This window comes from Bacillus sp. TSO22 (assembly GCF_020223595.1).
GTDB lineage: Bacteria > Bacillota > Bacilli > Bacillales > Bacillaceae > Bacillus > Bacillus inaquosorum.
The window spans coordinates 181,158-206,458 of the sequence record NZ_JAHAWO010000015.1; the positions used below are offsets into that span (position 1 = coordinate 181,158).

Annotated in this window: 26 protein-coding genes; all 26 read right to left on the bottom strand. The window is 36.5% G+C overall.

Going from position 1 to position 25,301, the window contains the following annotated elements:
* Positions 1–41: 41 nt before the first annotated feature.
* Complete coding sequence (locus KHQ79_RS20540) at positions 42–863, bottom strand: hypothetical protein (protein WP_225516928.1); 822 nt, start codon at positions 861–863, stop codon at positions 42–44.
* 14 nt (positions 864–877) lie between these two features.
* Positions 878–3,520, bottom strand: coding sequence for a DUF7361 domain-containing protein (locus KHQ79_RS20545; RefSeq protein WP_225516737.1), 2,643 nt, complete (start codon positions 3,518–3,520; stop codon positions 878–880).
* 12 nt (positions 3,521–3,532) lie between these two features.
* The gene (locus KHQ79_RS20550) at positions 3,533–4,294 is read right to left on the bottom strand and encodes a distal tail protein Dit (protein WP_225516738.1); all 762 of its coding nucleotides are present in this window, start codon (positions 4,292–4,294) and stop codon (positions 3,533–3,535) included.
* A gap of 40 nt (positions 4,295–4,334) precedes the next feature.
* Complete coding sequence (locus KHQ79_RS20555; protein ID WP_225516739.1) at positions 4,335–11,228, bottom strand: phage tail tape measure protein; 6,894 nt, start codon at positions 11,226–11,228, stop codon at positions 4,335–4,337.
* Between the two features lie 53 nt (positions 11,229–11,281).
* On the bottom strand, positions 11,282–11,908 hold the full coding sequence (locus KHQ79_RS20560; protein WP_225516740.1) for a hypothetical protein: 627 nt from the start codon (positions 11,906–11,908) through the stop codon (positions 11,282–11,284).
* Positions 11,909–11,985: 77 nt separating this feature from the next.
* Positions 11,986–12,321 carry a helix-turn-helix domain-containing protein gene (locus KHQ79_RS20565; RefSeq protein ID WP_225516741.1) on the bottom strand — a complete coding sequence of 112 codons (336 nt, stop codon included), beginning with the start codon at positions 12,319–12,321 and terminating at the stop codon, positions 11,986–11,988.
* A 199-nt stretch (positions 12,322–12,520) separates the two neighbouring features.
* Entirely contained in the window at positions 12,521–13,522 is a 1,002-nt protein-coding gene (locus tag KHQ79_RS20570; RefSeq protein ID WP_225516742.1) for a tyrosine-type recombinase/integrase, read from the bottom strand.
* 13 nt (positions 13,523–13,535) lie between these two features.
* Complete coding sequence (locus tag KHQ79_RS20575) at positions 13,536–13,955, bottom strand: hypothetical protein (protein ID WP_147772122.1); 420 nt, start codon at positions 13,953–13,955, stop codon at positions 13,536–13,538.
* Positions 13,955–14,443 carry a hypothetical protein gene (locus tag KHQ79_RS20580; protein ID WP_225516743.1) on the bottom strand — a complete coding sequence of 163 codons (489 nt, stop codon included), beginning with the start codon at positions 14,441–14,443 and terminating at the stop codon, positions 13,955–13,957. The genes KHQ79_RS20575 and KHQ79_RS20580 overlap by 1 nt, the downstream gene beginning before the upstream one ends.
* Before the next feature lie 78 nt (positions 14,444–14,521).
* A complete protein-coding gene (locus tag KHQ79_RS20585) occupies positions 14,522–15,361 on the bottom strand; it encodes a glycerophosphodiester phosphodiesterase (RefSeq protein ID WP_225516744.1) in 840 nt (279 codons plus the stop codon).
* 18 nt (positions 15,362–15,379) lie between these two features.
* Positions 15,380–15,532: an XkdX family protein gene (locus tag KHQ79_RS20590; protein WP_225516745.1), complete on the bottom strand. Its 153-nt coding sequence runs from the start codon at positions 15,530–15,532 to the stop codon at positions 15,380–15,382.
* Complete coding sequence (locus KHQ79_RS20595; RefSeq protein WP_099043147.1) at positions 15,532–15,822, bottom strand: hypothetical protein; 291 nt, start codon at positions 15,820–15,822, stop codon at positions 15,532–15,534. The genes KHQ79_RS20590 and KHQ79_RS20595 overlap by 1 nt, the downstream gene beginning before the upstream one ends.
* A 13-nt stretch (positions 15,823–15,835) precedes the next feature.
* The gene (locus KHQ79_RS20600) at positions 15,836–17,089 is read right to left on the bottom strand and encodes a hypothetical protein (protein WP_225516746.1); all 1,254 of its coding nucleotides are present in this window, start codon (positions 17,087–17,089) and stop codon (positions 15,836–15,838) included.
* Positions 17,089–17,448 carry a CBM20 domain-containing protein gene (locus KHQ79_RS20605; protein ID WP_225516747.1) on the bottom strand — a complete coding sequence of 120 codons (360 nt, stop codon included), beginning with the start codon at positions 17,446–17,448 and terminating at the stop codon, positions 17,089–17,091. Before KHQ79_RS20605 ends, KHQ79_RS20600 begins: the two co-directional genes overlap by 1 nt.
* 62 nt (positions 17,449–17,510) lie before the next feature.
* Entirely contained in the window at positions 17,511–17,738 is a 228-nt protein-coding gene (locus KHQ79_RS20610) for a hypothetical protein (RefSeq protein WP_225516748.1), read from the bottom strand.
* Positions 17,738–18,349, bottom strand: a complete 612-nt coding sequence (locus KHQ79_RS20615) for a hypothetical protein (protein ID WP_225516929.1) — start codon at positions 18,347–18,349, stop codon at positions 17,738–17,740. Before KHQ79_RS20615 ends, KHQ79_RS20610 begins: the two co-directional genes overlap by 1 nt.
* A 17-nt stretch (positions 18,350–18,366) precedes the next feature.
* Positions 18,367–19,173 carry a hypothetical protein gene (locus tag KHQ79_RS20620; protein ID WP_225516749.1) on the bottom strand — a complete coding sequence of 269 codons (807 nt, stop codon included), beginning with the start codon at positions 19,171–19,173 and terminating at the stop codon, positions 18,367–18,369.
* Between the two features lie 42 nt (positions 19,174–19,215).
* The gene (locus KHQ79_RS20625; RefSeq protein WP_225516750.1) at positions 19,216–19,926 is read right to left on the bottom strand and encodes a hypothetical protein; all 711 of its coding nucleotides are present in this window, start codon (positions 19,924–19,926) and stop codon (positions 19,216–19,218) included.
* Positions 19,923–20,429: a hypothetical protein gene (locus KHQ79_RS20630; protein ID WP_071580916.1), complete on the bottom strand. Its 507-nt coding sequence runs from the start codon at positions 20,427–20,429 to the stop codon at positions 19,923–19,925. The genes KHQ79_RS20625 and KHQ79_RS20630 overlap by 4 nt, the downstream gene beginning before the upstream one ends.
* A complete protein-coding gene (locus KHQ79_RS20635; RefSeq protein ID WP_225516751.1) occupies positions 20,426–21,076 on the bottom strand; it encodes a hypothetical protein in 651 nt (216 codons plus the stop codon). Before KHQ79_RS20635 ends, KHQ79_RS20630 begins: the two co-directional genes overlap by 4 nt.
* Positions 21,060–21,314, bottom strand: coding sequence for a hypothetical protein (locus tag KHQ79_RS20640; RefSeq protein WP_225516752.1), 255 nt, complete (start codon positions 21,312–21,314; stop codon positions 21,060–21,062). The genes KHQ79_RS20635 and KHQ79_RS20640 overlap by 17 nt, the downstream gene beginning before the upstream one ends.
* Positions 21,311–21,706: a hypothetical protein gene (locus KHQ79_RS20645; RefSeq protein ID WP_225516753.1), complete on the bottom strand. Its 396-nt coding sequence runs from the start codon at positions 21,704–21,706 to the stop codon at positions 21,311–21,313. The genes KHQ79_RS20640 and KHQ79_RS20645 overlap by 4 nt, the downstream gene beginning before the upstream one ends.
* 14 nt (positions 21,707–21,720) lie before the next feature.
* Positions 21,721–22,191: a hypothetical protein gene (locus KHQ79_RS20650; protein ID WP_019712890.1), complete on the bottom strand. Its 471-nt coding sequence runs from the start codon at positions 22,189–22,191 to the stop codon at positions 21,721–21,723.
* Between the two features lie 35 nt (positions 22,192–22,226).
* On the bottom strand, positions 22,227–23,243 hold the full coding sequence (locus tag KHQ79_RS20655; RefSeq protein ID WP_225516754.1) for a hypothetical protein: 1,017 nt from the start codon (positions 23,241–23,243) through the stop codon (positions 22,227–22,229).
* Positions 23,244–23,281: 38 nt separating this feature from the next.
* A complete protein-coding gene (locus tag KHQ79_RS20660) occupies positions 23,282–23,818 on the bottom strand; it encodes a hypothetical protein (protein ID WP_225516755.1) in 537 nt (178 codons plus the stop codon).
* Between the two features lie 24 nt (positions 23,819–23,842).
* A complete protein-coding gene (locus KHQ79_RS20665; protein WP_225516756.1) occupies positions 23,843–25,279 on the bottom strand; it encodes a coiled-coil domain-containing protein in 1,437 nt (478 codons plus the stop codon).
* Positions 25,280–25,301: the final 22 nt, after the last annotated feature.

A 25,301-nucleotide genomic window follows, 5' to 3' on the forward strand; every position in this document is an offset into this window, starting at 1 on the left:
TAATTCCTCCAAATTAAAAAAGAGACTAGTAGATTCTCTTTCTAATCAATTTCATACCAAACCATACCTGATTCAGGTGCAACATTTGATATGACTACTCTTTGTTTTTCAGGTGCCAAGCCTTCATCTTGATACCATATATAATTCGCACTAAACGGTTCGACAGCACTTAATAAAATATTAAAACCTTCATATACTTCTGAAGTACCAATGTCTACCCAGTCAAATCCATCCCACCTATAGACTGTTTTTGTTTCTTTAACTGCAACAGTCCAGCCAATAAGTGGGTTTGGATACGTTGTAATAATATCGGCGTATGTATAAACTGAAGGCTTATAAATTTTTCTTGTGTTTTCAACAACATATTCATAATCGGATGTAGCTTCTCTGCACCATTTAGTTATTTCAATACATCGCTTTGTAACACGTTCACATTCAGCAATCCGTTCATTCATTCGAATTATTGCATCTTCAGCTTCATCAATAAGCCCTTGTAGAGTTTCAATTACCATATTCCCTTGACGCTTTATCCAAATTCGAGAGGCGGGAAAGAAGGAAGCTCCTTCGCCACTGTAATTGAAGGTAAGTGATTTTCCTTCGTTTGAAGCATTAAAAAAGACAACTCCCATAAGGTAATCAACCTTAAAATAGTTGTCGTCAAGTTCTCCATCTTCAATCTCTCGCCATTCCTTGTTGTCCCCAGTAACTTCAACACGAAATTCTCTGTTCGGAATCTCAGTTAGGAGTGCTCTTCCATTAAATATTGTCAATGTTTCATTGTAAGTTAGGTACGGGTCTTCAACTGAACCTATTCTCTTTTTACTTAGTATCGGGTCATTGTATAATTCAGCAAAATCCGCCAGTTTAATCACCTCCGTTAATTTTGTTGATAAGCTTCCCAGATATATTTAACGTTTAATTTATTGCCCCTAAAATTGCTATCTGCTCCTGTAATAAACATGAAGTTGCCTAAAGCGCCGTAACCTGTATCTCCACCTTTTAAGGATAATCCGGTTGAAGTTACCTGATAGGCATAACCGCCCAAAGTACTTTCAATAACTAGTTGACTGTCTTCGGTTGAAATTGGAGTTATTTTTACCAAATCGGGAGTAAAGGTGAGTGAGATTGCTTTACTTGGAGTACCGTCACCTATATAAGAACCCTTTGCAAACTGTGGGGGTGTGAGGATATCTTCAACTAATACATAATCAGATGCTGCCCGTCCACCTAACATCTCTGCATTACCATCTATTGAACCACTAATTATCCCTGATTCATTTCGAACGGGGATTGAGTTTGGGGAAGTTGTTGTAGAAGCAGGAAAACCATTCAAGGAGTCTGCTGATCCTGCAGATGAGACAATCCATTCCTCTCCGTTAAAAAGTTCCTGTTTATTAGTCTTTGGGTCAATCCAAATTGTCCCTGTTTCTGGATCTTCTGGCTTAGCTTCCGTGGAGATTGTATAGAGACCATTAACTTTTCCACTAAGGCTTCCTTTTACTTCAATTGAAGGAGAAGGGAGGTAGGGGTTTTCAGAAGGATGACTTGATTTAACTATATCCGAAAGAAGAATCTGATTTATATCTATATCTGCATCTACTCTTCGATATGCTTGAACACCAATAGTGTAGTACATATTTGAAGGTAATCCGGTGAAAGTGGCTGTACGTCTGTCATATTTAACATTTTGTAAGTTCTCACTAGCTTGCACAGACCCAAATGTATACTCCTCATTTTCATCACTACCGTGTAAGTAAACCTCAAACCCATCGATGTTGTATTTGTCCTCATTGGAATCAACATAACTCCACTGAACGGTAATATCCACTGATCCGTTATCATTTACCTTATGGGTAATTGCAGTGCCATCAGAAGCAATGGCAGGAGGGGCGGGCTGTACTGAGATTCTGTCATTTCGGATATTGAAGTTTTCAGTTACTTTGTCCCATTCAATCTTTCTTTTGTTTAATTCAGTACTTATTTTGTTTGTTCTGTAAACGGTTTTTATGATTTTCTCAAAATCAGATTGAACTCTTTTTCCATTTGTAACTGTGACACTAATATTTGATTGTTCAAAATCAATTGTTATTGCTGAAAGTATGGCTTTAATATCGGTATTTAAATCATTCTGTTGAACTCGTACTATGTCTCCTAAACTGAGCCTATCCCAGTTATGTTTTTCACTAAGACAGTTAAAAAAGTTTACTATATCGAGTGTTACATTTACTGGCGGTGTATTGCGACTTTCGAGTTCTTGGTTGGCATCATCATAAAGTTCATTCTCATCATAGATGCTGTCATTTGACCATTCAGTTGTTGAAATGAAGCGTGAGAGCAGTTTTTGCTGATTTTCACTAAAATTTCTCTCAAAAGAGAGCTTTTCTTTAAGCTTGGAAATTGAAGTAGATATTTGAGAAATTGTTGATTCGACTGTAGCAATTTGGCTTTTCTTTTCTGCAACTGCTTTCTGCTTTACGGCAAGTTGAGCTTTTAGTTGACTTGTGTCATCTCCAGCTTTCTTCGCAACTTCAATTCGATCTAATAACTTTTGGACTTCTAGATCAAGTGTGTAAAGCTCATTATTCAATTCGGTTAAACCAGTTTCAGCTTTGTTCTTTTGGGTGAGAAGTTTATTAAACGCATTTCCTTCGTTATTAACTAGGTCATTGTAATCAAGAATTGCATGACATAGTTCATCTGGCATATAGGCACTGTGGGAAATAACATTTCGTTGTTCGTCACGTTGAAAAGGGAAGAGGAAATAAGAGAAATCATCAATATACGATTGTCCAGTTGGGTTCACTGAATTAATACTTATGCCATCTTTTCCAGTAGCATACAGTCTTGTTACCAATTCGTCTGCATCATCCGAATCGTCCATGCTAATCATATATTGTCGGGGGTTAAGTTTAAGGCCTTTGTATTTGGAAATGTCAGATTCTTTATAAAAGCTTACAGTTTCTTTTACTGTATCAAAGACTGGAACTGCATCGAACTTCTCGCAGATTGAATATAAAAAATCAAGCTTGTTAGTTGATGATACATCAAACTGTCTTCGTTTTATGTTAAAGAGAGTGTCTATGTATCCAACCGTCCAACTGGTATTCTTTAAACAGTCTGTAACTACTTCCTGGAGGTTTTTAGATGTCTCCTCATATTTAAGAACGCTTATTCTGCTCAATTCATGTTGAAGAGATCTGCACTCAACTTGTACAGTATCCATTTCACTGCTGAAAGACTTGGTTCTTTTAGTGATAATAAACCAAATCGTAAGCCCATAGAACTCTGTTTTAATTAGGTACCAGGGTTTTAGTAGATCTACAACATGATTTCTTTTAGCGACCCCATCATAGGTGGCCTTAAGCGGAATAGAGAAGGAGAGTTCGTGAACGCTGCTTCCATGATTTAAAGTTACAGTTGGATTCAGAACTTCATCAATGTTGGCTATTTTAGTCTTGTCTGGCTTAGCAAGGGATAAGCGTATGTTTTTTATTTCTGTATCCTTGCGAATAGTTATCAATTTTTCACCTTCTTACCGATACTTAAATCTGAAAGCGAATCTCAGTTTGCATTTCCCTGTCACTTTTAATCGGTTTTTTCCGTAATCTAATCTAATATAATTGTCATTAAAATCATCATATCTTTCATTCCCATATAAAGACGACTCAATAATTTCTTTGACGCCATTCACTTTAACAATTTCTCTGTCTTTTAGATTGCTGAATATAAAGGGTTCAGTATAATCACTTAGGTTCTCGATTTTCACATCGCCGTCGCCAATTTTAAGAATTTCAACAGTAGGGTAAATTGCAACATCACCTTTGTTATGGAGTTCAATGATTTTCATTTCTGATGATATATCAAAGGAATGGGTACTTGTGTTTCGACTGTATGCATAAGGGGAGTTGCATTTCATTGTCAAACGAACATATCCATGTCTGGCCGCATTATGGACTAAATCACTGGTATCCACGGGCATTGCATAATACACAATGTCTAAATTTTCACTGAAAGCTAATGGCTTGTAATCATCAACATCTAGCCAACGCTTAATTGCTCTTATTTTATTCTCATCATAATTTTCACCAACGTAAAAGTTTAAAGGGAATTGTTTTGATTCTCTTTTGACCCCTTCAGTGTATGGCTCTGATCTTCCTTTTACATAGGTTTCATTAACTGATCGTGAGCCCAAAAAAGATTCCTCAACTAACCCTGATTCTGTATTAACGTTTTCTACACCGTAGTCGATCGACTTTACGTTATCAAACATGAAATATTGGCTCTGTCTAATCACTTTTTCACCCCCAATATAAAAAGAGCCGGCCTTAGCCGACTCATGTTATGTTGAAATTCAGTCCGGTATTTTTAAGACCATTTGCTAATTGTTTGTACACTAAGCTTGCAGTTTCTTTAGCATTACTAGCTTCTGTTACATTAATTGTGAATGAGTTCTGATTGTTTGAAGTATTCCCTTGAGGTGTAGAAGGGGATACAGTAGGTGTTGATAAGTTCTTAAGAGCTGGAATTAAGCCTTTAGTTAGATTTGTTTGGCTAGTAACTGCAGCGTTCATTGCTGGGGTGACAAGGGCGATACTCTTACTTAAAACATCTGAAATTTTACCAGGTTGACCCCATTTAGAGGCAGTCTTTGTTGAACTATCAGTAGGCGTTTGACGAACTTGCTTTACAGCTTCCAGCATGTTTTCAGTATCTGTCTTATTTAAAATAAGTTCCTTGTCATGTAAGAATGCAAGCTTTCCTGCTCCAAGTCCTGTACCTGTATATCCACCAGAAGCAAATGATGATACCTTTTTACCTGTTGTATTTCCAGTTGTAACGGTATTTAATGCACTGGCAGCGTCCTTAAGCTTATCAATCAAGTTATTGGAGATACTTTTCCCAATCGAATTCATATTCTCGTTTATGAACTTGGTGAATTCATTAAGCTGCTTAGCGATGTCAGTGATTTTACCATCCATAAGCTTATCTTCAAGCTTTTTAAATGCTCGTTCATCATTTACCAGGTCATCGTACTTGTTGTTGATTGACTCTTCATCTTTTTCAAGCTGATCCTGAAGGGCTTCTTTTCGTTTTGTGTTGCTACGATCTTTAATATACTCATCCAAAGCTTCCTGTTGTTCTTGAAGCTGTTTTTCTAGGTCTTTGACTTGAGATTTAGCCTCAGAGGAGTCGTCCATGGAAAGCTTATTGATCTTATCTTTTGTTTCCTGTATTGCCTGGTTTTTCTCCCTCAATTCCTTTTGATACTTAGCTTCTTCGTCTTCTTTGTCGATCTCATCAATCTTATCTTGTGTCGCTTTCTGATGGGCTTCTAGCTCTATATCCCGCATTTTTTCGTACATCTCTTTGTAGATGGATACAACTTCATCAGCCAATGATTTATAGATATCCTTGATCGACTTCTTGGTGTTATAAAGCTCAAGATTAAAATCTTTCTGTTTATCTTTCCAGTTTTCGATTTCTTCAGTGATCTGTTCCTGGATGTCAGGGAAACCTTTCGCAGCTTTCTTTTGTTCTTCAAGCTGCTTAATGTATTTCTTGGCTTCCTTTTGTTGTTGTTGAATGAGCTTTATTTGCTTGCTATAGTATTTAACCTTGTCTTCATCTTCTTCAGTCATTGAAATTTTGTTATCGACATCCTTAATTTTCCCTTGGGTTTTAGAAGATGACTTTTCAATTGACTTGAGTGTCTCATCAACTTTAGATTGAACAAGTTGTTTCTGTAGCTCACGAACCTGGTCTTGAACAGAAATTAAATCTAACTTGGCTTGTTTAAGCTCTTCTTGAAGCTGTGCACGTTGAGCAGAGTTCAATGCTTTATTTGTTTTTATTTCTTTTTGAATCCAATTAACTTTTTGTTGTTGGATTTTAGCTTGTTCTGCCACAGCTTTTTTCTGATCAGAGGTGTATTTGCGGAATTCCTTGCTGTCAGAAGTGTATCGGTTAGCCATTGATTCATCTTTAGCTATCCGAACATCAAAATCCCCAATTCTTTTATCAAACTCATCGAGTTTAGATTGAACTAGTTCATACTGAAGTTCTTGAATCTGATCATTGACTGAACTGATATCTCCTTGAAGGGAGAGAAGATCAGATTTAGCCTGGGCTATTCCTTGTTGCCGTTCTGCCTCAGCTTGTGACGCATCTGAAATAGAAGTTCCAATACCTTGCATGTACTTTTCAGGATCGATTGTTTTTCCATTTTGCTCAATTTGTAGGTGAAGATGGTTCCCAGTTGAGTTCCCTGTGCTACCAACTTTACCAATAGTTTGACCGGCTTTAACTGATTGACCTGCTTTTACAGAAGGAGTGTTAAGCATGTGCATGTACTTGGCAACTGTTCCATCATCCTGTTTAATAACAACCCAGTTACCTGCAGTTTTACTGTAGCCAGCAATTTGGACTTTACCACTTTGAAGAGATTTAATTGCTGTACCTGCTTTTGCAGCAAAATCAGTTCCTTTGTGTGGGGAGGAGCGGAGACCGGATTCCTGTTGTCCATATTTGGAGCTTACCCTAAAAGCGCTATTATTTGTATAATAGCTGGCGATTGAAGAAGTGGCAGAGGAGAGGGATTTGCTGTAGTTGGCCATGATCTTCTTGACGTAATTCTGTGTTTCTTTAAAAGGAGGGATACCACCATATTTAATTACGTTACCAGGCCCAGCATTATATGCAGCCAATGCTTTTTCAACATTACCGCCAAACTTTTCAAGTTGTTGGGCGAGGTGCTTTGTTCCACCCATAACATTTTGATAAGGATCGTAAGCGTTATTTACTCCTAAGCTTTTTGCTGTTGCTGGCATCAGTTGCATTAATCCCATGGCACCTACACCAGATCGTGCTTTAGCATTAAACCCTGATTCTTGCTGAATTACAGCTGCTATAAGGGCAGGGTCAACATTGTATTTACTAGCTGCTGAATTTATGTAGCTTGAATACTTTCCAGTATATGAGCCACCAGTTGAAGTAGAGGTTCCCCCAGATGAAGATGTAGTAGTTACAATACCGTATTGAGTAATGTTACCGGATTTAATTTGATCTTTAAGCAGCTTAGCTTGTTCCTGCATAAGCTTTTTCTTTTGCTGAAGTGCTTTAATTTCTTTCTTAATTGCATCTCGATATTTCTGAGAGTATTTCGGATAATCATTGACCTGCTTGTTGTATTTGTCAATCTCAGCATTAACTTTTTCTAATGCTTCCTTGTATTTATCAACAACATACATAGAAGTTTTTACTTCTTCAGAAGCTTTTTCTGCAGATGAAGACATATCTTCCATTGATGTGCCAGTCTCTGATAGAGAAGAGGAAGCTAAATCAGCTAATTTATCAAGTTCATCAAGTTGATCAGTAATGTCAGTAACTTGATTTAAATCTTCTTGAGTTTTAGGAAGGTATTGAATTGCTCCGCCATTACCTTTTTTCATTTCCTCAAGAATTTTCTGCTTTTGTTTTTCAAGATCTGATTTCAAATTATAAGCATCTTGAACAGTTTTGATCGCTTTAACTTCAGATTTATACATATTAATCTTCTTGTTTAAAGCATTAGCTTGATTTATTAGATCCTGCTTAACAGACTGCTGCATGTCATTGTATGCTTTTAGCTTGGCGTCACGCAGCTTAACAACTGCATCTCTGTTTATTTTCACAACGCCATTTTCAATTGAAATAGCGTCTGCAAGATCGTTTTCTTTCTGGATTAGCTTCATAGCTTCTGAAGCTGATAAACTCTTACCTTCTGCCATTTTCTCAAGCAATTCATTTAAAGGGGAGATGTTATCAGCCATGGCATCATAAGCATCGTTTTGCATTGCGGAAATGGCTAAATCATTTTGCTTAGAATCAACAAGGTCACTAATAATGGAGCTAATTGCTTCGAAGTCACCTTTGGCATCTTTAAGTTTGTCAGATAGGGTGCCAACAGATTCTCCTAAAGCATCTACGCCTTCTCCATTTTCATCCCATGTTACTTTAGCTGATTCGGCTGAATTGTTTGTTGAGTCAATAGCATCCTTAAGATCCCCATAAGAGAGTACAAGGCCATTTGCCTTATCAGAACCATTTACATATTGACTTATGAGGTTTTCAAGACCTTGAGATGCTTTAGAAAAGTCTGTCTGATTTCCTGATTGTAGAGCCTTTTGTATCTTATCCATATATTGAGACACATTGATAGAAAAGGACTCTAACTGTGATGCATCCATTTTGGTGAAATCAATTTTGTTAAATGCATCATTGACTTCCTTGGTGAGCTGAGGATTAATTTTTATGGAGTTAAATGCTTCGACTGTTTTGGAAACTTGTTCACGGATTTTTGACTGTGAGCTAGATAGAGATTGTTCAACACGAAGAGCTTCTTGTTCAGCTTTAACACCTTGATTTTTAATTGAGCTGTCATCTGCAAAAGGATTTTCAAAGAATGACCAGAAACCCTTTCCTTTTGAGTATGTGTCAGCCATCTTTTTATATTGATCAATTTCAGCCTGAAGATCCTTAATTTCTTTCAAACTATCCGAAAAAGTGTCTTTGGCACCCGTTTGAATATCTTTCTTATTGAGGTCGGCTAGTTCTTGTGTATATTTGATGGCATCTTGTAGAGCGTCATTATTTTTAATTATTGCTTGCCCTTGTGAGTCGTAACCAGCAACTAAATTAGGAAACGTTTGAGCTAATTGTTGCGTGACCTGAAGATACTCCTGTTCTTTTTCAGAACTTAAAGTACCTGATTCTTTTGCTTTTTGAAGCTCTTTATATTGAGCAATTAATTGATCTGTTGTGTCTTTATTGGTCGTAATTGCTTCAATGCTTGTAATTTTAGCTTGTTCAAAATCTTCTCGTGCTTGTTTTAATTTGGAGTATGAGGATATTAGCTTCTCAATAACAACACCAAAAGCCATCATTGCTGCCATAGGAAGGAAGCTACCGGCTAAGAAAGCTCCTGTAGTCATTGCTGCCTTTTTTAAGTTCGAAAGTGAAGTTGAAAAAGCAGTTGTGATTTTACTCCAAATTGCTGTTTTGGCTGAAGCTGCTGTAACTCCAACCGTAAAAGTATTAAAATTAAGGATAAGATTTTTTAGAGCTGCACCCATTGCAGTGCCTGAAGTTATAGCACTTGCACGAAGTGAAGAGTTAAATAATATAACTGCAGCTGTCGCTGCTCCAAATACTTGCGGAAGTAATCCAACGGACTTGGTTACTTGGGCACTTAATTGCATTAAACTTTTTAACGCATCAGCGAACACTACGATACTATCAGATATTAACGCTTCACCTGATGCCACAGACATTTCTGTAAAAGCATTGGATAAACGATTAACTCTTGCTTGCAAGCTATCGGCATATTTTTGTTGCTCTTTCCATGAACTACCGACTGAATTAGCAGCAGTATTCGCAGCACTTTGGGCAATGGAGAAGTTATTCATCATTGCGTTAAAACGAGATAACTGGTAAATACCCGCAACGCCTATTGATGTATTTTGTTTCTGAGCATCACTTAACGTATCCCATTTCCCAGCGAGTTCCTCAATTAATTCGCTCGAAGACTTAGCTTCACCACCAGCTGTTTTAACTGAGATACCAATCTCTTCTAATGCCTTGATTGAACTTTGGTTATTACCAATACGAGCAAAAATGGTCTTTAGTGAGTTACCTACAACATTTCCTGACTCACGAGTAGTGCTGGCAATTGCTGTTGTGTAACCAATCAAGTCGTTTAATTCAACACCGAAAGTAGAGGCTGTAGAGCCGGCTTTTCTAATACTGTTTGCAAGGTCTAAGGTACTGACTGCATAGTTGTTATCGACTTCATTTAACTTATCTGCAATTGATATAGAATCACCGGCTGCGACATTAAAGTTAAGCATTGCAGCTGTTAAGGTGTTAACAGTATCGTTAGGATTCAAATCAGAAATGTTCTGTAAGACCTGAGCGGTTTTAGTTACATCTCCAAGTTCAGATTCACTAAAGCCCATTCGTCCAAATGAACCAGTGATTTCAAGGATATCCGAAATTTTATTAGATAGCTGATCACCAAGATCAATTGAGGATTGCAGTAGTTCATTAAATTTGTAATCAGGTAAGTCCATTACTCGTCTAATGTCTGTCATTAAAGTATCGATTTGAATGACTTGTTCCACCATTGACTTTAATGCTTGAACTCCTGAATAGAACATCGTCCCACTCAGAAAATATGCGGGCATACGACTAAATGATTGTGCTAATTGTTCTCCAAAGCCTGAAACATTAGAAGAAGCAGATGATGCATTCGCAGATACTTCTCTGAACTGCATATTTAGATTCTGCATTTGTGTTCTTAAATTAGGGGTTCTTGCCGTAAGTTGGTTAACTGAGTTGAGATAATTCTGAAGGGCAGAGGAGTTAGCGGTACTAAGGGAGTTGCCGTAACGGGCACTGAGGTTTTGAACATTTATTTGCGCTTGACGTTGATATAATTGAACTTGATGCTCAAGTTCTTTTGTTTTTGCTTTAGCAGTAGAGGAATCATCAAGTCGTTTAATACGATTTGCAATTTGATCAATTTGAGCCGCAGTTTGAGCACCGTTAATTGAAGTGGAAAGTCGAGAGAGCACCTGGGAAGAGACTAACCCTTTTTCTCTTAACTTTTCCAGGCTTTGGTTTAATTGTTCAATTGCTTTCCTTTGTTGATCGTAATTGGTTGTGGTTCTTGAAGAAGTTGCATTATTTTTAGAGTCAGTCGTATAGACGATGTCTTCAAAACCGTTACGGTTTTTCTGTACAACCTTTGTGGTTCGGCCTTGTAAGTTCTTTTGTTCGGTCTTTTTTTGTACTTGACCTAATTTTTCAGTGGCTTGAGCGAGTTTGTTAACTTCTTGAGTTTCTTGCCTTAGAGCAGCATTGCGATTATTAATTATTTTAGTTTCACGTTGAAGAATCTCACCGTTTTTCTTGTATTGCTGGGTGAGCTTTTCAACTGATCCATCAGCATTCTTAATTACTGTGGACGTTTCTTTTACTGTTTGATTATAGGATTTTAGATTTTTTTGATACGCATCTACAGCAGAAGAGAATTCTTGCAGAGCTTTTAAGGTTGTAGAATCAATATTTGTGTTTAGTTCGAGGGAGTTAAGCTTTTTTTCTAAAGATTTGATTTGCTGATTTAACTGTTCGACAGTTTTTGATGAGGTATCAGCTTGCGGGGTTAATATGATTTTGAGGTTTTGACTCAAGTAAGAATCACTTCCTTTCAGTAGGGGAGGGGGAAAATAAAAAAGCCACTCAGCTATTGAGCGACTTTACTTCCTTTGCGTATTGCTATTTCCATAATCCCTTGCCAAATTTCAACATTAGATAAAGCTTCCTTAACTTTTTGATCATCTTGTTTAAATCCTTTAGTGTTTTGTAAGCCAGTATCAGTTTTACTTGGTAAGAACTCTATTTTAGTTATGGGGTTAGAAAAATCATCAAGTTTTAACTTAAGATCAATCTTTCTAAAATATTTGGACTCAGTTCTGTCTGAAGATAACCCTCCAACAAGAGCCCCAATACCTCCTGCAGCAAGTCCTCCGATAACGGCTCCTGCCATTTGACTACCTCTAGAAACTCTTGTTATGGATTGATCATCAATAGCTATCTCAGCTTCGATTATCTTGCTAAATGGGATTGATTTTTCTTCAATTGCCAATATTTCATTGAAATGATGAATTACAAACTTATTTTCGGATTCAACCAAAGTCAGCTTTTTATTTTTATCTGGGGTTAGATATGACTTATAATCCTTTGGGTAATTTCCTGCAGAAATTATTTTCTCTAAATTTTGTTTTTCTATTTCCTTTTGTTTATCTGCTCCAAAATCCCCTATTATAAAGAAAGCAGCTATTACTAACAAAACAATAATTGCCCAAATCATTCAACCACCACCGGTACCATTTTCCTGCATTATATCACGATTTCCATATCGGGGCGGAACAAGAGGAAGTGAATAATTTATTTATTTCTAACAATTAGTTTAAATATTTGTTTAATCGGTTCAATCTCCTGAGGGGAAAGAGGGTGCCCGTTCCAATGGAGATTATCCTTTTCTAAGAATTCTGATATATTTTTACGCTCTTTTTTAGGATCTGGATCATCAGTTATTCCTAAAATATAGTCTACTGAGACATCGTAAATTTTAGCCAATTCTATAAGTTTGTCTAATGGCGGTTTTTTACTTTCAGATTCATAACCACCATAACTCGACTTCGCAATACCTATTTTCTCACCAATATATTCTAGGGTGTATTTATGTGATTTTCTTAAAAATCGTAACCTTTGCCCATACATATGACACACTTCCTTTTATGGTTGTATTTACATTAAAATAATAACAAATAACCTTAAAAGGATCAACATTTTTTATTTTATATATATTTGTTCCCTTTTAGGGAATAAATGAACTTACTTTCCAAAGGAGATGCTTTCATACATAAGCAAAATTCCTCAGGACGAGGAATCTTGATTCTGCATAAAAGAGGGATTTTAACTAAACAAATATTTGATTCTTTTCTTCTTCAAAATCCCGTAAATCATAATGTTTGATTGTTGTTGAGACATCTTCATGATGAGCTACATATTTGCTTATCAATTCAATTTTGATTTTCTTAACTTCTAGGAGATAAGTGATGCATGAAGCTTTGAAGAGGTGAGGGTTAATACGCCGGCCAAGAATGTCTGATAAAACGTCCGAGCAAAAATAATCAGCCCAAGACTCTGACATCTGTTTAGGCTCTCCGCCATACTGAGTAGTGAAGAGGTATTCATGGTCATAACCGCGTTTTTCATGCCACAATCGAAGGTAATCCAATGCTTCTGTGTTAATCATGTACTCAAGAGGCTTTCCTTCACCTTTACCTTTTCCGAAAACCTTATGACTCATCACATATGATTGACCTTCGGGGAGAGGGTAATCTAATATTTCTGTTTTTAGCTGTATGAGTTCTGCTCTTCGCCCGCCAACATTAAAAGCTGTGGCAAGCCAGGCCATTCCTAAATAATTTTCGTCCTCTTTTAAGGCGTCCATCATTAGCTTGTAATCATCATATGTAACCTTTACTTTTTCATATGTTGTGGTTTTTGGAATAGCTGGGAGTCCACGGGTGAAGTTTCTGAATTTCTCATAATTCTCATCATCTTCTGCAACAACATTTTCAATATAGTTGTTTAATGATGATACACCAGCTTTTTTTAATGCAATCCCACTGGAAGACATTCCACGATTTTTTAAGAAACTTTGATACCTAATAAAATCACGCTTTGAGATTTTATAAAGTTTTTTCCCGTTTAGAGAGGTATGTACCCACCAAAAAAATTGGCGAAGGGAGGAATAATACTGCTTTCGTGTTTTTTCTCTAAATGAATGAGCATCTAAAAACTCTTGAACTAAGTTTCTGTGCTCCTCATCTACTTGCTCCCACATTGATTCCGTGACCTCGGGAAGCTTTGTTGCTCGAGATCTGAGCATATTCTTTTCAATTGATTTGGTCATTAATTCACCACCATTAGTCTGTTTTAATTCCGTCTGCTTTTAAATCTCTTTTTAATGCCTCTGTTAATCGTCCATCTTTTAGAGTCTCGGCAGTATACTTCATAAAAGGACGAGGTTTACCGTAGCCATATCCATATGAATCAGGGTAGGTATAACCCCGTCCGGTCTCAATGACTGTAGCAACATCTTTCCCGTCATCTTCTCTAATATTGTCCAAGGATACCCCGTTACTTTCGTTGATTGTTATAAAAGCGTCTTTAAGGTTTCCTGTACGTTCATAGAGTAGGGGGATATAGGTGCCGTAAACATCTTCTTCAACATGAACTTGACCTGTTTTCGTCATGACTTGCTTAACGTTGGAGGAAGATTTATGTATAGATTGAATAGCAGCTTTCTCAATCATGAGTTTAATTTCTTTTATGTTTTTTGCCATTATTTTAGGTCAGTGCTGCCTTCGATTTCTTCGACCTTCTGCAGGATAAGATTATTTGCTTCTTCCTGAGATTTTTTTGATAGCTCATCTATATTTTGTTGCAGCATTACAGTGGCTTTACCCAGTTTTTCTAAGCTCTCTTTAGGAAAGCTATTGATAATTAAAGGGAAGTACTCTGAGTCTACAAGTTTAAGATACCACTTGACTTTATTTTTAATGTCATTTGGAATGCCCAAGTCCGTAAATTCTTTTATAAGTGAAAAGAATGTCCATTGAACTGGATTTATATCCTTAAAAGATTTGATTCCTGCTTCTTTAGCTTCATCTTGATCAGAAATCAATCCGGCTAACATTTTTGTTAAACGAGAAGGGGAGAAGTGTGGATAAATAAACACATGCGCCTCATCAGTTAATTGGACTTTCTCTTTCTTGTCATATTTACTGACGCTTTCCTCGATTAATCCCAAGTTCAATTTTTTTGATGCCATTTTATTTCCTCCTTTTTATCCTCTTCATAACAAAAGACACCCGCAAGAAGGGGTGTCTTGGAAAACTTCAATATGATTTTATTTTAGCTCATTTAAAGTATAAGCTGGATCATTGGTAAACAATCCATCAACCTTTAAACCAAGCATTTTCTTGGTTAGCTTTCTCTCATTTTCTGCATCAAAGAACACATGTATTTTTAGATTTGCATCGTGGACTCTCTTTACAACTGACTCATCAACTAATTTAGCGTTAGGGCCAACTGCATAAGCATATTTTTTGATGTTTTTTAGAGTATCGCTTGTTAAACTTTTCACCTCTTCATCACCAAGTAGACGAACAAGAGGAATATCTTTATTTATTGAGTGTAACTTCTTTAAACTCTTTTCGCTAAAAGACTGTAAGACAACTTTATGTTTAGCGATTAAGTTATATTTGTTCAGTATATCGACAAGTTCCTGTTCCATTATTAAATTCCCGTTATTATCTTCTCTGGTTTCAACGTAATAATTGGTCGAAAGTCCAAATTCTTTTATAATCTCTTCAATTGTCAATATTTTTTGACCTTTACCTGCATTGAATTTTTTCAATTGTGACAAAGTCAGTTCCTGTACTTTTCCTTTTCCATTAGTTGTTCTTTCAACATCCTTATCATGTATTGCGACTAACTTGCCATCTTTGGTTGGTCTCAGGTCAATTTCTATAAAATTTGCCTTATCTTTAATTGCTCGTTTGTAAGATAATACGGTATGTTCTGGTTCTAAATCAGACGCTCCTCTGTGGGCAATAATCAATGGATTGTAGTTACCAACAGGAGGATTTTCTGTATTTCCCGACCCTTTAATAGATGAGTGAGAAGCGGTGGAACATCCTCCTATGAAGATTAGAAATACAATTATTAAGTTTTTTAATATATTCATAAATACAAATTATCACAATTAGATCACGTCTTCAATGTATTCTTTACCTGTTATTTCTTTGTATTCTTCCGGAGTGATTTTTCCTTTGATAACAGCTTGCTTTACTCGATATTCATCCCAAACACCGTTTCCATCATTATAATAATCTATAATTATTTCGTACCAATTCATTAAATAAAGCCTCCCATCATGAGTTGAAATGTCAAGTCACCCAATTGTTGCTTTACTTTATCCAAATCTGTTGGAACTGGGGGAGGCGGCTTCAGACTATCAATATACTCCTGTGTTGCTGACTCAAACCATTGTTGGGTTTCGGGATTAAATTTTGCTTTGTAGAATGATTGGGGCTGAATTGTAGTACAATTATTTGGAATGGTGTAGTTACCAGTTTCATCAATATCTTCGATAATTACCGGCTGAACAAACATGTAATTTTCGTCATACATATAGACTTGGCGCATGTCAAATCTCCTTCTAAATTGATACTGGAACGTCCAACCAATAGCCAGTAATCGCGCTAGAGTCAGTTGCGACGACATCCGTGATTTTCATGTCTCCATTTTCATAGATAATTAGTTTCGCATAACCTGAAGTACCACTCACTGAGACGTTAACTACTGCACCTCCAGTGGGGACGTGTGTGGTCGGGATAGTTCCGAAGATAACCCCGGCGGGAACTACGACATGCCCTCTTAATAATAAAACACCGCCGTTCTTCGAGTAAGATGGCGTTCTTGTACCAGCGGTTGCTCCGTTTTTCAGCGTTATGTTAGCGTACGAATAGAGCAAATCGTCAGTGTCCAAAGATCGTTTCCATCCTGACCAACCTTGATTTAAATCAAGGTAATTAGTATACATTTTGTTTTTATAGTCAATAGCAACTACATAACCAAACGTACCTAATCCATTGCTATCTAGTGAGGTAAAATGAAACATCCCTCTTGTCGAGGCCGTGCTGGGTGAATTCGTTGCTTTTCCTGTTGAATAGAACGTACCAAATGTTCGACCTGCTTGGACAATTTTACTGAGAAAATCATCAGTATCTTCAATACGAACCAAAAATGTACCGTCATCCTTGGTTATTTTTAAAAGTTGTCCTGCATTCCACTTGGTACGTTCTGCACCCGTGACATGTTTTATCGCATCATTGACATGTGTAGTAAACTCAGTCTTCGACGCCTGCTCTACATTTAAAACTTTATCAAGTCCTATTTGTCCAGATGTCACCTTATGAGGATTCGAAGTATCTAAGGTATGGTTATCAAAGTTGATTTTACTTGCTTGTTCCACATTAGTGACATTTCCTAAACCCATCTGTTCTTTTGTCACTGAATGGGGATTAGATGTATTATTTACATGATTATCAAATTCAAGTTTTGTAGCTTGCTTTTCATTCAGGACGTTACTAAGTCCAATCTGAGAAGCTGTAACATTATGCGGATTTTCAATGTTTGATGTATGTATGTCAAACTCTTCTTTAGAAGCTTGTGTTACATTTAAAACTTTATCGAGGCCCACCTGTGTCTTAGTCACTTTGTGAGGATTGTTTATATCTTCAGTGTGTGATTTAAGCTCGAAATTTTGTGTTTCCATAAACGAATTGATCTTAGTAAATAATTCTTGTTCATAATCGGTCATATGTTTTTCAGTACGTGAAAAGGAATCTTTAAGATTGTTGATTTGTATGTTGTTTTGTTTAAGTTGACCTACAAATTTGCTGCTACTCATTAACTCACTGCAATTCCTTTCACTGTAACATCCCCACCACTAACTGAGATCACTTCAACCATAATTTTATACAGGCCGGCGATATCAATATCCCAATTCTCATTAGTATTTAAAGTACCTGTTCCTAATTGGAAGTCTGTTTTGTTTGTTGCTCCCAACTCCGTTTTTTCACCGTTTTCATCAATAGAAAAGAATTTTAATTCCCTGGAAGTAGAGGAACCAGAGATCTTAACAGTAAGTTCCCGAAAATGACCCACTACAAATTCTTCACCTTCTGATGCGGTAGTTGCAGTGTCGTGAAAAGTAAATGAAGTTTTGTCTGGAATCGTGATTACGACATTTTCAGTCGTTTCTGTCAACAACTCCACCTCCTAATCTGTATAAAAACTGTCTTTTATCTAGAAAAACAAGAGGGGAGGACTTATTCAAAAAGCCCATCCTCTTGTAGCTTATTCCATATACCTTCCCAAGCTGGGGTAGAAGAAGGGGATGACTGAAGCGAACTTAAAGGTTCGTACTCATTGAAGTCGCCTTCAAAGCGTTGCTTGAAATCATCAACACTGATATAGGATCCATCTGATAGCAATAGGAATTTTTGTTCCAAACCATCAAATTGTGTGAACATACCACATACTTCATCAAATGTCATTATTCCATCCCCCAAATAACGATTTTTAACCCAGTTAGATCAACTGTACCGGCTGCTTTAACTGTCAGATGTATTTTTGGAGCAGTGAAAGTTAATTGTTTTTGCAAAGGATAGTTCTGAACAAAGGCAATGCTGTTGAAAAGAACAGAATTATCATTACCTGATGTAGTTGCAGAATAAAATGGGATGTTTTTCGGTACGGAATAAATACTTGCTAAAACTTTGCTGTTTGAGCTGTCTGTTTGTGTTGTGTACATAGCAACACCGTAAGTTCTGAAAACACCAAGTGAATCGATTTGATCAACTGTATAAGACTTAGTTGCACCTGTAGCTACAGTATCAGCATCAGTAACAACAAATTCAGAATAGGATTTTTGAACTTGGGTTTTAATTGCTGCAGTGTTTTTAACCAAAACAGGGACAGAAGCCGTATTAGTTATATTTACATCAAGTGCTGCGTTGGCCACATTAACATTAAGAGGCTGGTCATTATTGAAACCAACCTCCAAGGGGACAGTGGAACGTTCAATTGATACAGCTGTTATGGGATTACCTGTCCCATCATCTTTTGCAGAGGTGTATTTATCACCGTCCTGATTTAAAAAAGCAATAATAAACGCCCCCTTAATTATTCAGTTGTTCCGCCAAGGTCAGAGCTTTGAGTTGAGCTAGTTCCACCAGTTCCTTCATCGCTAGTGACAACACCCTTTGTTCCATCAGCTTTACGTTTTACTCGAGCAAAGTTACCGATTTTTCCGTTATTATCGGCAAGTGCTCGATAGCCAATTTCCGGAGTATATGCATTTCCTGCTTCAAACGACATGTCTGCTTCACCAGAAAAGTTTACTTTAGGGAGCTGAATATACAGGTCGCTGTAGATTTTTGAAGTCTTAGGATCGTATTCAATTGTGTGAATTTCAAAATAGTAATTCTCGGAGAATTTTTCACCGTTAATTTCAACAGTCTCGGCTTCAACTTCAATTTGATAATGAACTGCTAAAGCTTCACCCTTGGTTGCAAAGGTATCAGACACAGTAACTGTTTTAGATGCAGCGTCAACTTCAATTTGATCTCCATCTTCGTTAGTTAATGAAACTTTAGACAATGGGAGATAAGAAAGAGTAACCGTACCAGCATCACTAACTGTTAAGCTTTCATCTTCCCACACAGAAATTGTTTGGTTTTCAATTTTTACGCCTTGCTGCATTGCCATGAAATCAAGATCAAAGAAAGCATTTCGGACATTACCCGATACTTCTTTACTTGAATTAATAACATACAGGTCTCGGTTACCCCATCCACCTTTTAAAAAGTCTTGTTGAACTTGTTGGGAAAACTGAGTCATTTGTGTAACACCTGAAGCAATAACCTTATTATCGCTCAGACGTTTAGCTGTAATTTTTCCAACTTCATGGATTACTGTTTGTTTTGCCAAATTGTTTCCTCCTAAATAAAAATAAAAAGAGACTAAAGTTAATTAGCCTCCGAATAATTGCTCGATATTTTTAGCATCTTTAGTGCTCAGGTGATAAGACTCTTCCTTGTAAAGATTAATGTGACTGCTCCAATCACTTACTTTGACATCAGGAGAGACAGTAGCAAAAAGTGTGGTTGTGTTATAATTCATTACTTCAGCCATCCTGTAGAACGACAAATATAGTTGATACATCGTCATTTCAGATATTTCTTCATATGTGTATCCGTTAAATGCAGCAACACAGCTTACTATATCCTTTAAATCACTTTGAGAATCTTGTTGCTTGAGTGATTTACTTATATCGTGGAACTCCTGAAGTTCATCATTGTCAACGACCTTGTCTTCAGTGATACAATGCATGTCTAGTATTAGTTTTCTGAGATGGGGAAAATTATGTTTTCCAATCAACGATAGGGAATCCTTGTTTATCAATACTTTTGAAAAAACTTTGAAATAAGCCTCGTGAAAATCAGGGAGTACCGAATGTGCAATTTCATAAAGATCTCTCTTTTTCATTTCAATAATAAATGGGTCAAGCGAGCCATCCTCATTAAACCTTGAATATTCTTTAATGAGACTTTTCTTATTCATCCTCAACATGCTTAGTTCTTTGGTGTAGAGAGGATAATCTTTTAAGCGGATGAAATCAATCTCACCTATTTCAGTCTGGATCGGTTTTCCCAAGAAAAAGAAATCCTTTAACTCATTCATTTGCTTGCTCCAAAAGTAAAGATCATCTTATAGCCCAGGTATCCGTCAGGAGGATTACTTATAAGCAAACGTCTATAATCTACTGTGACACCAAAACCAGCAATATTTTTATTGAAAAACAATTTTGAAACCCTGTCGATGATTTTCAAACTTCGATACTCAGATATCTCAAATGTGTTAATGTGTGTGTATACATCGATCATCAAATCTTGATTTAATAACATAAAGCTTTGATTTGTCGGCTTAGGCAATGCATTCCCTAAATAAACACACATCCTACATAATGGTGAATCCGATAGATCATCTGTTTTAGGTGCTCGCTTGAATATGGTATTGATTATAGCGGGAGAGTCATTTGTGGAGTCATAATAATTTTCGAGTGATTGAACATCTGGATGAGAAGGGGAGAGAGGATCAGTTTTGTAATACAAGAGCCGATTCAGTTCAACATCATCCATAACTAATCTGAAGACTTTTGTCATCTGTTCAACAGTCATGCTCATTTCTTTTCACCAACTTTCTTTTTGGCAACCAATTTTATTGTTCCGTGGTCTCCATAAACTTTTGAAAAGTCTATATCATCGACTTGATAATCTTCGCCAAAGAAGGTGAGGGTAAGTCCGATTTTCAATTTTTCATGAACAAGATAAGGAATTGTAATGTTTGCTTGACCATCTGGAAGATTTACGGCCAATTCAGTGCCATTTATTGAAGTTGTCCTTTCGAATATGCAGGGGACTTCAGTTTTTTCACCAGGTACTTTTTCATAAATTGGCTTACCGGTGATTTCGTTAATTTTGCCAGTATCGACTAGCTTGTCTTCTGAAGTCAGAAAAAATGATGTCCCGCATATTTTTATCTCAGCCTTTTTGTAAATCTTATTACTGAGAGGGTGGGAGGTGACGAGCCATGTTTCATCATTAAACTTAACAACTCCGCCACGATAAATGTCAGCAATTTCACCTAATATATATCTTGCAGAACCGTCGCCACTAGAGTACTTAGAGGTAATCATTACTGTTTTTTCGATTCCATCAATTGTGACTTTTTCAGATTCAAGCCCCTTAAGGCCTTGTTGGAAAATAAGCTTACCATCATGAAGAAGTTTATTATTAATGTTAACTTTGTGGTAATTACTGTAGTCCTTCATTTGAATCACCGTCTGTTACTAAGTTATCCCTAAGTCTGTTTAATTCACCACTTACTGTTAAAATAGTGTCCCTGATTTCTGTGAGTTCAGGATCACTTAGCAACTTTATATTAAGGTATTTCTCCAATTTGAAGAGGACTGAATTGTTTCTCTTACACAGTTTATTGCAAAAAACATCTAAGTCCTCAAGCTTTATTTGTCCATCTTTATGTGCCGATTTAACTTTAATTGTACTCATAGATAATCCACCGCAGCGTTCAATATCAAGCGTTCAATTTCGTTTTTTTGATCTATTACACTTTGTTTAAGGGAATTGAGTTGTGTACCAAAGTTCTTGATTCCCACGTCATTGGTGAAGGGTTGCCACGTACTCTCAAACAAGGTCTTTTTATTTAACAAAAAGATGTATCTCAAGAAATGTGCAATAATAAGAAGATCATCCTCAGATAAATCTCTATTTACAGTTTCTGTTGAATCATCAGCCTTTAAATTGTCTCTGAGCCTGTTATTGAAATGAAGGATTGCATTTCGAATTGATTGATAAATTTGTTCTTCTGTTTGAGGAACATTAAAATCAGATGTCTCGCAGTTGTTTAAAAAGGTTTCCCATATTTGATCATAAGATGTCATAAAAATCCCTCCTCTTAGTCAAAGAGAAGGGAAGGATCAGCGACTCCCATCCAATCAGCCAAAACTTTTAATTTGCCTGCAGCGATGTCATCGCTAAATTCTGAAGCAACGTCAATAATAAATTGCTTCTCAGAATCCACTGTGATTTTATCGAGCTTATTTTTTAGTTGAGCAATATTTCCCGATTTAATCATCTTTTCAATTTCTTCTTTGGTATGGATGTTATTTTCATAAGCCTCCGACTCAACAATAGAATCTTTAATTTCTTTGGTTGTCTCATTATCTTCAACAATAACTAATTCACCTTTATCGAAACAAACGCTGTTCATTGTGAGCCATTCAACAACCTCTTTTGGAACTTCTTTAATATCAGCCTTCCCATTTTTACTTCCAGCCCAAGTGTATTGTTTATGTCCACCATCTCCGGTATACCCTACAAAATAAGATGTACTTCTGTATCGTGCTAACTTAATTTTTTCAGTCAAATTTATATCCTCCTAAAAAATCCTCATATTTTGATTTAGATAGATACTGCAGCTTGTTCTTCAATAATGCCGATTGCTTCTCCAAAAAGAAGGTTAACAGAAGCATCTTGAACAATTTTCATTTTGATTCTTTCATCTTCGATATCTTGTTCTGTCAATTGACGCAGTCCGCCATACTCAACAACAGAAAATGGTTTTTGAGAAACGCCACCGGCAAACATATAACCTTTGTTGACAGGAAGTTCGACTTTACTATTTGTATCATCTGTAAATGGGTTAGTGAGGTTAACAGCAGTTGTTCTGCCGATTGTAGTAGGATTTAGGGCAGTAAGGAGTTCTCCTTTTACTTCTTCTGTTAAGAAGTTCTTAAACGTGGAGTCTGTTCCTTGTTGGAATGCGAAGTAGTCGATAAGAAGGGTATCAGCTACGAAGATAGGTTTTCCACCATAACGTTGAAGCACAGAAGCTACTTTGTTGTATTGTTGAAGAGTAAGGTTTGAGCCTGTTTGAACATTCTTTGCAGGGATTTTACCAGCTGTAATTGCACTTGCAGTTAATTGATGAATTTTATCGAGATACAAACGGACTTTAGCATCTGCAATATCATTCACCAATTTATTGAAATAGACAATTGAATCTGTTACGAGATCTAGAGGTTCATAATAGAAACCTGTTGACATAGTTTTCGGAACAGCAGGAACTGACTCTTGCCCTTCAACACGAACTAAATCAACGCCAGAGCCAGTAGCAGACCAAATGACTTTTGCTTTATTCTTTTTCGGAATTTTAATTTCTTTAATATTGCCTCGTTTTTCTTGTTGGACATTGGCCAAAAGGGAGAGCAGCTGAGTTACTTTTGGTTTTGCAATTACATCTGCTTGTTCAACGACAAGGTTATTAAATTGATGGAGCATGGAAGGATCAGGTGTAGTACCGCCATCACCAAACACTTTCTTAATGTAAGTTTGGATATCAGCTTGATCTGTACCGTCCATTTTGTTATTTAATACACGGCTAAACAAGCCTTTGATTTTCACAGTATCTAATTTCATTTAAAATACTCCTTTTATTGAAATTTATTTGTTATGTATTAGGCCTCGATTACTTCAAGGCGAACAAGCTTTTGTCCCATTGTGTAAACAAGGTCATCTTCATTATTTACAACGAGGAACTTAGCAGAAGAATCAGCATAATCCTCGTGAGGTGAAGCAGGATCACTGATAATATACTTTTGAGTAGCGATATCAAAGTGAGCTACTTGACCTTGTTTAACCTCAGTCACTCCTGTATTAAATGAAAACGCAGAAACATCAAAACGAGTATAAGCTGGCTCAAGGATAACAATTCGAGCATGTTCTCCCACACCGTTATAAAAGTCTCTCATTGATTCACCAAGATAGCGTGCTTCAGGAGATGCAATTAAATATGCTTTTTTTGTTTTATCTGATAGCTTCGAAGCTGTACGGTTCCCTTCAGCATCAAAACCAAGTTCAACAAGCATAAAGTTGTCAATGTCTGATCCAGTTACTTTTGCACCGTGAGCAACTGTTTTAATTTTTAAAGAATTCAAGTTTCCAGTAGTATGATTACCTACTTCAGTAAGGGCTTTTTGTAATCTTGTAGCCATATTTTATTCCTCCAAGTTTAAAATTTATTGTGAAAAGCGGGATTCAAAAGAGTCATCGTTAGGGATTAAATTTTCCCGTTTACTTGAAAATTCTCTAATGGTTGTATTTGTTTCAGCAGGAACACTAACTAAATCAACTAACATTGTGTTAAGTTGTAATACAGCTTTTTCTCCTTCTTCACCTTGTTTAATGGAAGCATGGATAAGGTTTTGTACTTCTTCTGTACTGAATTTATCCTCAGCATTTAAAGCTTCAAATTTCGCTTTATAAAATTCATTTTTCTCATTCAGTTTTTGTTCAAATAAAGTTTTCTCGTGTTTTTCTTTATAAGGTTTCAATTGTTCCACTTCAGAATTTAATTGCACAAGCTTTTCACTGGCAGTGTTGAATTGCTGTTCAATTTCTGCCTTATTCTTATTGATTTGATTTACTTGTTTCGTTAAATCTTTAATCTGTTCATCTTTCTGGTTAAGTTGTGTTTGAATAGGTTCAGGAACAACTTCCTCCCAGTTACGCGTCATGAATACCTCGGTTTTACTGTCAAAATCAATAGAAACGGTATCGCCTGTTCTTGTGTAATTGAACTTAAAGTATTTGTCATAGCTATTTTCATCTGACCAGCTATACACGTTTACGATGAAATATGCATCATATACATCTGCAATATAAGATGCTGACTCCTTGTCAAGGGTTGGATCTAATTGGTTATAAAGAAGTGTTCGAACGTCAGAATGAGACAATTCAAACACTTTTCTAAACTTATTCATTTTTTCACCTTCCTCATTATTTTGTCTTGTAGCTGCTTGAGCAACTAATCTTTCAAATTGTTGAATTTCATTAAAGCTTAGAAGTTTGGAAGAATCATAAGCGGGGAGGACAATGTCATGCTCTCCACGTTTCTCTGAATTTAAAATTGCGTGACCTTCGAAATAGATGGGGGACTGTAGGTGTTCAATGCCATCTTGCATAGTGTAATTTGAATAAAGGATCTCACAACTTGTATTAATGTTAATGCCCCGACCATACCATTCGAGTAAAAGCTCACATGCATCTTTAAATCGAGAGCTCCAAAGGATTGCATCTGCTGCCAATACTTCTTTTTTACCTTCTGGGGTTTCAATTTCAGTTATGTATCCCTCAGATGTAAAGACGCCAATTGGGGCAGTATCTCTCTTCACCTCAAGTTCTCCGTGCTTGTCTGTGTCTAGAAAAGCTTCATGAGTTCCCAAAGCATCTGTAGAAGTATTTGATTCTTCAACTTCGTAATACTTTGCAACTATCGGTTTATTAATAATTGTTGAAGCAGCTTCAAGAGCAACTTCCTTAGAAATTACTGCGTTATTGTGAGAGACATCGAAATCAATAATGACAAAGCTACATGACAACTTTGTTGGATCATCTGATGTTTTAATCTCATTTAATTGAAGTTGGCATAGTTTTTTCTTTTGCTTCTTTGTCAAATAATTTCACCTCCCTTCAAAA